The following is an 8,150-nucleotide window of genomic DNA, read 5'->3' on the forward strand; positions in this document are numbered from 1 at the left end:
GCCTGGACGCGGCCGGTTAACGCGCGCGCAGACCACAATAATACAAACTTGTTGCAAAATATTAATCACAATCACTATCATTCGCGCCGGAGTCGTATCCGCGCAGCGAGGACGCGCAACGTTTTTGCCCTTTTCCTCACTGTGACGGTTCGCCGTCTGGATCGACCATGCCCGCCCGTGCCCGACTTTCCATCCCGTTTTGCCCTACCCTGCTCGCCCTTTGCTGCTCAGTGAGTTTTGCCGCTCACGCCGCAACCGCGCTGACTCCACTGACCCCGCAGGAAGCGAACAGCAGCCAGGGCGGCACTGCACTTCAATTGGACGCCACGCGCATCAGCGCCGACGCACCCGCCCCGAATGCCCTGCCGCCGGTATACGCCGGCGGCCAGGTGGCGCGTGGCGGTCAGTTGGGCGTGCTGGGCAACCAGGACATCATGGACGTGCCGTTCAGCATGGCCGCCTACACCGAGAAACTGATACGTGACCAGCAGGCGGAAACCGTCGGCGACGTGCTGCTCAATGACGCGTCCGTGCGCCAGGCGTCGGGGTATGGCAACCAGTCACAAGCCTTTGTGATTCGCGGCCTGCCGCTGAATGGCGATGATATTTCCTACAACGGTTTGTACGGCATTTTGCCGCGCCAGATCATGTCCACCGATGCGCTGGAACGGGTTGAAGTGTTCAAGGGGCCGAATGCCTTTATCAACGGTGTAACGCCCGGCGGTTCAGGCATCGGCGGTGGCGTAAACCTGCAACCCAAGCGCGCGGAGGACGTGCCATTACGCCGTTTCAGTACCGACATCAGCAGTGATGGCCGGGTGGGCGAACATTTGGATGTGGGCCAGCGTTTCGGCGAAGACAACCGCTTTGGCGCACGCGTGAACATTTCCCAGCGCGAAGGCGATACCGGCATCGACGACGAAAACCAGCGCTCCAAGCTGTTTGCCGCAGGCCTGGATTATCGCGGTGATGCGCTGCGTTTATCCGCTGACTTTGCCTACCAACGCCAGCACATCAATGGTGGCCGCAACTCGGTGTTCCTTGGCACGGCGGTCACGCATATTCCCGACGCGCCGTCAGCGGACACCAACTACGCCCCCAAGTGGGCCTCCACCGACCTTGAAGACACGTTCGGCATGCTGCGCGCCGACTATGACGTGAGCGACAACTGGAGCGTTTACCTCGCAGGCGGCGCCAAGCACACCAACGAAGAAGGCCGTTATTCCTCGGTGACGCTGACGGACAATCTGGGCAATGCCAACGTGACCGGTTCGCGCATTCATCACCAGGAAGACAACACCAGTTTGATGACCGGCTTGAACGGTAAATTCCAGACCGGCGACGTCAGCCATAAACTCAACCTTGGGCTGACCGGAATCTGGACTCAGGCGCGCAACGCTTACGACTTTGACCTCAGCGGCCATGCGAGCAATATCTACGAGCCATCGAGCGTCGCCGAGCCGGTTAAAGGCGGCTTCGCGGGTGGCGACATGAACGATCCGGGTATCACCGCCAAAACCTTTGCACGCAGTGCGGCGATCTCGGACACCGTCGGGTTTATGGACGACCGCCTGCTGCTCACCGCCGGCCTGCGCCGCCAGCAACTGGTGGTTCAGGGTTTTGCCTACGGCACGGGCACGCGCACTGCCGCGTATGACAAGTCGATCACCACACCGGTGTACGGCATCGTGTTCAAGCCGTGGGACCACGTTTCGCTCTACGCCAACCACATTGAAGGGTTGGCCCAAGGCCCGACGGCACCGGTTGCGTCAGGCGGTTTAACCGTGACTAACGGCGCCGAGGCGTACGCGCCCGCGCGCACCAAGCAAACCGAAGCCGGCGTCAAACTTGATATGGGCAGCTACGGCGCAACGCTGGGCGTGTACCGCATCGAGCAACCGAGTGACGGCTACTCGACGCAAACCAGCGCGACCACCGCGCTGTATGTGCGTGAGGGCCAGCAGGTCAACCAGGGCGTGGAGCTGAACGTGTTCGGTGAACCGATCAGTGGCCTGCGTTTGCTTGGCGGCGTCACCGTGATGAAGACCGAACTCAAAGACACCCTCAACGGCGCCAACGACGGCAACCGTGCGATTGGCGTGCCGTCATTCCAGCTTAACGCCGGCGTAGACTGGGACGTGCCCGGCCTGCAGGGCGTGAGCGTGAACGGGCGGATGTTGCGCACCGGCGGCCAGTACGCCGATGCGGCCAACAACCTGAGCTTGCCGGCATGGAACCGCTTCGACGTAGGCGCGCGCTACACCTTCAAGGTCGACCAGCGTGATGTATCGCTGGGCGCTACGGTGGAGAACGTTGCCAATACAAAGTACTGGGAATCGGCGCTGGGCGGTTATCTGACCCAAGGCGATCCGCGTGTGGCCAAGCTGTCGGCGACGATAGACTTCTAAAACGGTACACGCCGCCCTTATCGGGCGGCGTGTAACGGTAATGTCTACAGCTCAACCATCGAGGCTGTCAGTCTCGACGGGCTCCGCCAAGATAGGTTTCGATGTTGTTCATTTGCTCATCCCACCCACGCGAGTTCATTTTGAAGGCTTTTTGCCGCCGGGCTGCGGGCACGCCGTTAAAGCCGGACTCGACCACCCGCAGCAAAATGCCCGGCGCGTGATCTTCCAGGGTGAACTCCACCAGGGTCGGTGTTTCAGCGTCGTAGTCGACATCCTTCTCGACCGCGTAAGGGTGCCACCAGAACGAGAACAGCGTCTGCGGCAGGATGCGTTCGATCTTGGCCTTCCACACCACGTGCTCGTAGCCTGCGTAGGTAATCGGCGCTTCGAGGGTGTCCCCGGCCGCAAAGGTTTTGCCCTTGAGGGCGACGCCGAACCAATTGCCGAACTGCTCGGCATCGGTGAGTGCTTCCCACACCTGTTTACGTGGCGCGCTGAGCAGGACTTTTCGTTCGATGCGATCTAATACGTGCATAAGTCACCTCCTCCATTGACATTAGGCGACATCGACCAATGCGCAACCTTGGGTTGTGCGCGATGATGATGCCCCATCCTTGAACCGACCTAACGTTATGACTGAGCCGTTAAATGGAAGTTGCTTGTGCAAGGCTGTGCGCTACGAGGTGGACAGCCTGGACATGCCGATCAGCCACTGCCACTGCAACAGCTGCCGCAAGGTGCATGCCGCAGCGTTTGTGGCCACGGCCGGGGTGATGCGCGAGCACTTTCGCTGGGCGCAGGGTGCAGAGTTGCTGTCGTCGTTTGAATCCTCACCGGGCAAACTCAGGCATTTCTGCTCAAGGTGCGGCTCACATCTGGTGGCGGAGCGTAGGCATCAGCCCCATGTGATTGTGCGGGTGGCGACGCTGGATGATGATCCTGGCGTTCGGCCCACCTCGCACATCTGGACCGATCATGATGTGCCCTGGCTCGCCTATGCAGGCATAGAGCGCTGGGATGAGTGGCAAGTAGACTAGACGTGCGGGTCACCTGGCGCTTTGGCCGGCGTTGCATATTGCGGCTTGAGGTGGCCTTCCTGGTCCAGCAGCCAGGCGTCCATGATCTGCCGCACCACCGGGCCTGCCACGCGGCCACCGGCCTCGCCGTTTTCGATCATCACCGAAATCACGATTTTCGGGTGTTCGGCTGGCGCGAAGCCAACGAACAAGGCGTTATCGCGATGGCGCTCCAGGGTCTTGTTACGGTTGTAACGCTCACCTTGCTTGATCGCCACCACCTGCGCTGTACCACTCTTGCCGGCGATCCGGTATTGCGCGCCAAGTGCGGCGGCCCGCGCGATGCCGCGCGGGTCATGCATCACCAATTGCATGCCATGGTTAACCTGCTCCCAATCACGCGGATCTTTGAGCACCACGTTGGGCATCGGGTTTTCATCCACCGGCGCCACGCCGTTGATGGTTTTGGCCAAGTGCGGTCGGTTCCACACGCCTTTGTTGGCGATCAGCGCGGTGGCTTGCGCCAGTTGCAGCGGCGTGACCTGCATATAGCCCTGGCCAATGCCAAGGATCACGGTTTCACCCGGGAACCAGGGTTGGCGCCGCGTCGCACGCTTCCATGCCTGGGAAGGCATCAAGCCAGCCGACTCTTCGAACATGTCGAGCGAGACCTTCTGGCCAAGGCCGAATTCGGCCAGGTAGTCGTGCAGGCGGTCGATGCCCAGCTTGTGGGCCAGGTCGTAAAAATACGTGTCGTTGGAGCGCATGATGGCCGCGTCCATGTCCACCCAGCCGTCGCCGCTGTGGTTCCAGTTGCGGTATTTGTGGTCAAAATCAGGCAATTGGTAATAACCGGGGTCGAACACCCGGGTTTGCGCGGTGACCACACCGCTGTCGAGGCCGGCGATGGCCACTTCCGGCTTGATGGTTGAACCGGGCGCATAGAGCCCGCGCAGTACGCGGTTGAACAGCGGACGGTCGATGGAATCATGCAGCGCGGCGTATTCCTTGAAGCTGATGCCGGTGACAAACAGGTTCGGGTCAAAGCTCGGCTTGCTGACCATTGCCAGTACTTCACCGGTTTGCGGGTCGAGCGCAACCACCGAACCACGGCGATCGCCCAAGGCTTCTTCCGCCGCTTCCTGCAGCTTGACGTCGAGGCTCAGCACGATGTTTTTGCCGGGGATCGGGTCAGTGTGCTTGAGCACGCGCAGTACGCGGCCCTGAGCATTGGTTTCAACCTCTTCATAACCTACGTGGCCATGCAGCTCGGACTCGTAAAAGCGCTCGATACCGGTCTTGCCGATGGATTGCGTACCGCGGTATTCCACCGAATCGAGGGCCTTGGATTCTTTTTCGTTGATGCGGCCGACGTAGCCAATCGAGTGGGCGAAGTGCGCGCCCAGCGGATAGTGGCGAACGAATTGAGGCTCGACGTCCACGCCCGGCAAACGAAATTCGTTAACAGCCAGCACGGCGATCTGTTCTTCGGTTAACTCGTAGAACAACGTCACCGGCACAAAAGGATGGCGCGCCTGCTTCAGCGCCTTGTCGAACACGGCGCGGTCTTCAGCGGGCAGGTGCAGCAGATTGACGATGGCGTCCAGCTCACCCTTGAGGTCGGTGGTGCGCTCGCGGGTGATGGTCAGGTTATAACTGGGACGATTATCGGCCAGTACCACGCCGTTGCGGTCATAGATCAACCCGCGCGTCGGCGTAATCGGCAATACGTGGACACGATTGTTTTCAGAAATCGTTGAGTGATAGTCGTACTGCACCACTTGCAGGAAGTACATGCGACCCACCAGGGCGCAGGTGATGCCAATCACCAACAGCGCACACGCGAGTAAACGCTTGTTGACCAGGCGGTTTTCTTTTTCGTGATCCTTGATCGGTATCGCTTCGGGCATTTCTACAGCATCTCGTTGAAGAAGATCGACGCCGCGTCCTGCGGATGAAAGATCAATCCTTGTGAAAATGTGCTGCACCATACCAAAAATGCAGAAACACTTTGCATCGATTTCCCCAACGGCATGCTGTTTTGTCACAACAAGCCAGGTCCAGGTCAAGCACTGGCTGTTTTAGCCGGCCTTATATAACGAATTTGCTGACCAAACCCTGCAGGTGCACACCCAACTTAGCCAACTCGACGCTGGAAGAGGCTGTTTCTTCACTGGCGGAGGCGGTTTGCTCCGAAATATCGCGGACGTTCAGAACGCTGCGGTTGATTTCTTCGGCGACGGCGCTCTGCTCTTCTGCAGAAGCGGCGATCTGCAGGTTCATTGATTCGATGGTCGAGATCGAACGGCTGATGTTACTGATCGAGGTCCCTGCATCACGGGTCAGCTCGACGCTATTGTCGGTGAGTACGCGGCTGTTTTCGAGGAGGGTCGCAACCTGTGCAGTTCGACGGTGTAAACCATCGATCAAGGATGCAATTTCCTCGGTTGAGGTCTGGGTGCGCTGTGCAAGGCTCCTGACTTCATCGGCGACCACCGCAAAACCTCTGCCGGCTTCACCCGCGCGTGCAGCCTCGATGGCGGCGTTGAGGGCCAGCAAGTTGGTTTGCTGAGCGACGGCCTGAATCACATCAAGCACTCCGCCAATCTTGTTGCTCTCTTGCTTCAACTCATCCATCGCGGTCTTGGAGTGACCGACTTCGGTCGAGAGCTGTTCGATCTGAAGCACGGCACGTCCCACGACCGCATCACCCTCGCGGGCTTCTTTTGAGGCAGTAACTGCCGCGTGCGAGGCCTGTTCAGCGTTGCGCGCGACTTCCTGAACCGTGGCTGCCATTTCATTCATGGCCGTTGCTACCTGATCGGTTTCGCTGCGCTGGCTATTCACGCCTGCACTGGTTTGCTCCGTGACTGCCGACAACTGTTCGGCAGCGCTGGCTATCTGAGTGACACCATCACGCAAACCACCGATCAACTGGCGCAGGTTTTGAGTCATGCGATGCATGCTGCTTTGCAACATGCCCAGCTCGTCGCGCCGCGTGGTGACAGCGTTGTGCGTCAGATCCCCATTGGCTACCCGGTCAGCCAACTGCAGCGTTTCAAGCAGCGGGCCGACGATAACGCGGGTGATGAGCCATGCAGCGAGTGCGCTGACAATAAGCGCTACCACCAGCCACATAACCAACATTTTGCTGGCTTGGTTTACGTCTTCAATCCGCAAATCCACTTGGTTTTGTGCTAGTTGATTGGCGGACGTGAGCAGGATTTCGATGTTTTTCGATATACCGGCCTGGGCGTTGTTAATAGCAACCTGAGCGCTCGAAAACTGTGTAAAAGCAGCCTCATGCTCATTCAGCGAGGCTTCAAGCGTTTTGATGGCGTCGGGTTGGATGCCGGAACCTTCGAGCGTTTTGACATAGGCAGACGTCGCAGAAATTGAGGTGATTGCGAGCTGCTGCGCTTCGGGTTTCAGCGTCAGCGTGTACGCCACCACATCGGCGCGCATTTTCTGAAACAGTGTGAACGCTTGCGCCATTAGCTCGCGTTGTGCAGAGGTGCTGTCTGGCGAATTAGCCAGCACGTTGAGCTGTTGTAACTTGGCAGCCGCGTCATCACCACGGCTGCCGACGAGTGTGCGACTGGCCTCACGCGTGTGAGTGGCATTGATCAAACTAGTGTAGAAACCTATGTACTCTTTCATCGCCGCTGTTGCAGTGTTTACATGCGGAACGTTGAGTTTGGAGTCCAGCACTTTGCTTAAATAACCCAGGTGGCTATCCAGGTTTTCATACGCTTTAAGCCAGCCCGCCGCGTTCGCGTCGTCGGCATTCAAGCTGTAAACCAAGCGAGCTATTCGCATGTCTCGCGTCAGCGTACTGAGCTTGGCAATATCGGCGACGCGCTCACTGCGTTCACTGAGCGATGATATGCCCGACCAGCCCGTCAGCGCGATAAGAATGGTGAGCACTATGACGAGCGTGAAACCGAGTATCAGTTTAGATCTGACGCTCATGTTAACCAATGTGTTCTTAAGCATGTTGCCCTCTCGGAATGACAATTATTAATGTACGAGACGGCTGCTCCGTGCCATTCCTACAGCATAAGAATTCGGCGACCTGCGAAAAAACTTTAATTAAAAAACCAACTTTCTAAATATCCATCAATATATTGATGCTGCGCTTAACAGCTTTATAACTATCAAAGAAAGTTCAATTTTTTTATACACTCGATAGTCGTTATCTTAAGTCGAGTTACTGTAAGTCCGCCATGCACTGTAAAAAGCACGATAAGTTGATGGGTAAAAAGTTCGCGGGTACGTACAGCAACAGTGCAGCAAGCACTAATGCCAAACTTCGGTCAACGACGTTGTGCCGGTGAGCGTACAACTCATAACCACAGCGTGGGCATTGGGCCTTTTCACCGCGGACAAGCGCTGGCTTGCGCATCAGCAAGTCACACTCGTGGCATGCCACCAGTTCGTCGAGCGGCAAGTCCGACACCTCGAAGGTATCAACCGGATCGGGCATAAATAGGGCTCAAGCTCTAAAAAAGGTTAGGCGCCTATTCTAGTGGTGTGGTTCATAAATAACTGTGCAAATTTTGTGTCAGGCATATCCATCGCCCCAGCAGGTTTCCAGGGTTTTCGACCGCCCAAAACAAAACCCCTGTTTGCGTTAGCAAACAGGGGTTCTGGAATTTAATCTTGACGATGACCTACTCTCACATGGGGAAACCCCACACTACCATCGGCGATGCATCGTTTCACT

The 8,150-nt window shown here is 57.7% G+C and carries 5 protein-coding genes and 2 pseudogenes; 2 read left to right on the top strand and 5 right to left on the bottom strand.

Annotation, left to right across the window (positions count from 1 at the left end; translation table 11 throughout):
• Positions 1 to 167 precede the first annotated feature (167 nt).
• The gene (locus ACOZK9_RS25250; protein WP_421556829.1) at positions 168 to 2,408 is read left to right on the top strand and encodes a TonB-dependent receptor; all 2,241 of its coding nucleotides are present in this window, start codon (positions 168 to 170) and stop codon (positions 2,406 to 2,408) included.
• 67 nt (positions 2,409 to 2,475) lie between these two features.
• Here the strand turns inward: ACOZK9_RS25250 and ACOZK9_RS25255 are convergent, their stop codons facing one another.
• On the bottom strand, positions 2,476 to 2,943 hold the full coding sequence (locus ACOZK9_RS25255; protein ID WP_152747379.1) for an SRPBCC family protein: 468 nt from the start codon (positions 2,941 to 2,943) through the stop codon (positions 2,476 to 2,478).
• A gap of 97 nt (positions 2,944 to 3,040) precedes the next feature.
• Between ACOZK9_RS25255 and ACOZK9_RS25260 the strand changes: the two genes are divergently transcribed.
• Positions 3,041 to 3,445 carry a GFA family protein gene (locus ACOZK9_RS25260; protein ID WP_152748444.1) on the top strand — a complete coding sequence of 135 codons (405 nt, stop codon included), beginning with the start codon at positions 3,041 to 3,043 and terminating at the stop codon, positions 3,443 to 3,445.
• Here ACOZK9_RS25260 and mrdA read toward each other — a convergent pair.
• The 4 genes and pseudogenes from mrdA to ACOZK9_RS25280 all read right to left on the bottom strand — a co-directional run.
• A complete protein-coding gene (gene mrdA, locus ACOZK9_RS25265; RefSeq protein WP_058414122.1) occupies positions 3,442 to 5,334 on the bottom strand; it encodes a penicillin-binding protein 2 in 1,893 nt (630 codons plus the stop codon). The two genes, ACOZK9_RS25260 and mrdA, sit on opposite strands and share 4 nt — an antisense overlap.
• A gap of 181 nt (positions 5,335 to 5,515) precedes the next feature.
• Complete coding sequence (locus ACOZK9_RS25270; RefSeq protein ID WP_421556830.1) at positions 5,516 to 6,388, bottom strand: methyl-accepting chemotaxis protein; 873 nt, start codon at positions 6,386 to 6,388, stop codon at positions 5,516 to 5,518.
• Positions 6,371 to 7,420 (bottom strand): annotated as a pseudogene (locus ACOZK9_RS25275) (methyl-accepting chemotaxis protein); the annotation flags it as partial. The gene ACOZK9_RS25270 and the pseudogene ACOZK9_RS25275, both read right to left, overlap by 18 nt.
• A gap of 256 nt (positions 7,421 to 7,676) precedes the next feature.
• A pseudogene (locus ACOZK9_RS25280) lies at positions 7,677 to 7,910 on the bottom strand (paraquat-inducible protein A); the annotation flags it as partial.
• Positions 7,911 to 8,150 lie beyond the last annotated feature (240 nt).

It is taken from the genome of Pseudomonas kitaguniensis (genome assembly GCF_049199985.1).
In the GTDB taxonomy this organism is placed as follows: Bacteria; Pseudomonadota; Gammaproteobacteria; order Pseudomonadales; family Pseudomonadaceae; genus Aquipseudomonas; species Aquipseudomonas kitaguniensis.

Coding starts and splice junctions, on each gene's coding strand:
- ACOZK9_RS25250 (WP_421556829.1), top strand. CDS start 168: ATGCCCGCCCGTGCCCGACTTTCCATCCCGTTTTGCCCTACCCTGCTC.
- ACOZK9_RS25255 (WP_152747379.1), bottom strand. CDS start 2,943: ATGCACGTATTAGATCGCATCGAACGAAAAGTCCTGCTCAGCGCGCCA.
- ACOZK9_RS25260 (WP_152748444.1), top strand. CDS start 3,041: ATGACTGAGCCGTTAAATGGAAGTTGCTTGTGCAAGGCTGTGCGCTAC.
- mrdA (WP_058414122.1), bottom strand. CDS start 5,334: ATGCCCGAAGCGATACCGATCAAGGATCACGAAAAAGAAAACCGCCTG.
- ACOZK9_RS25270 (WP_421556830.1), bottom strand. CDS start 6,388: ATGCATCGCATGACTCAAAACCTGCGCCAGTTGATCGGTGGTTTGCGT.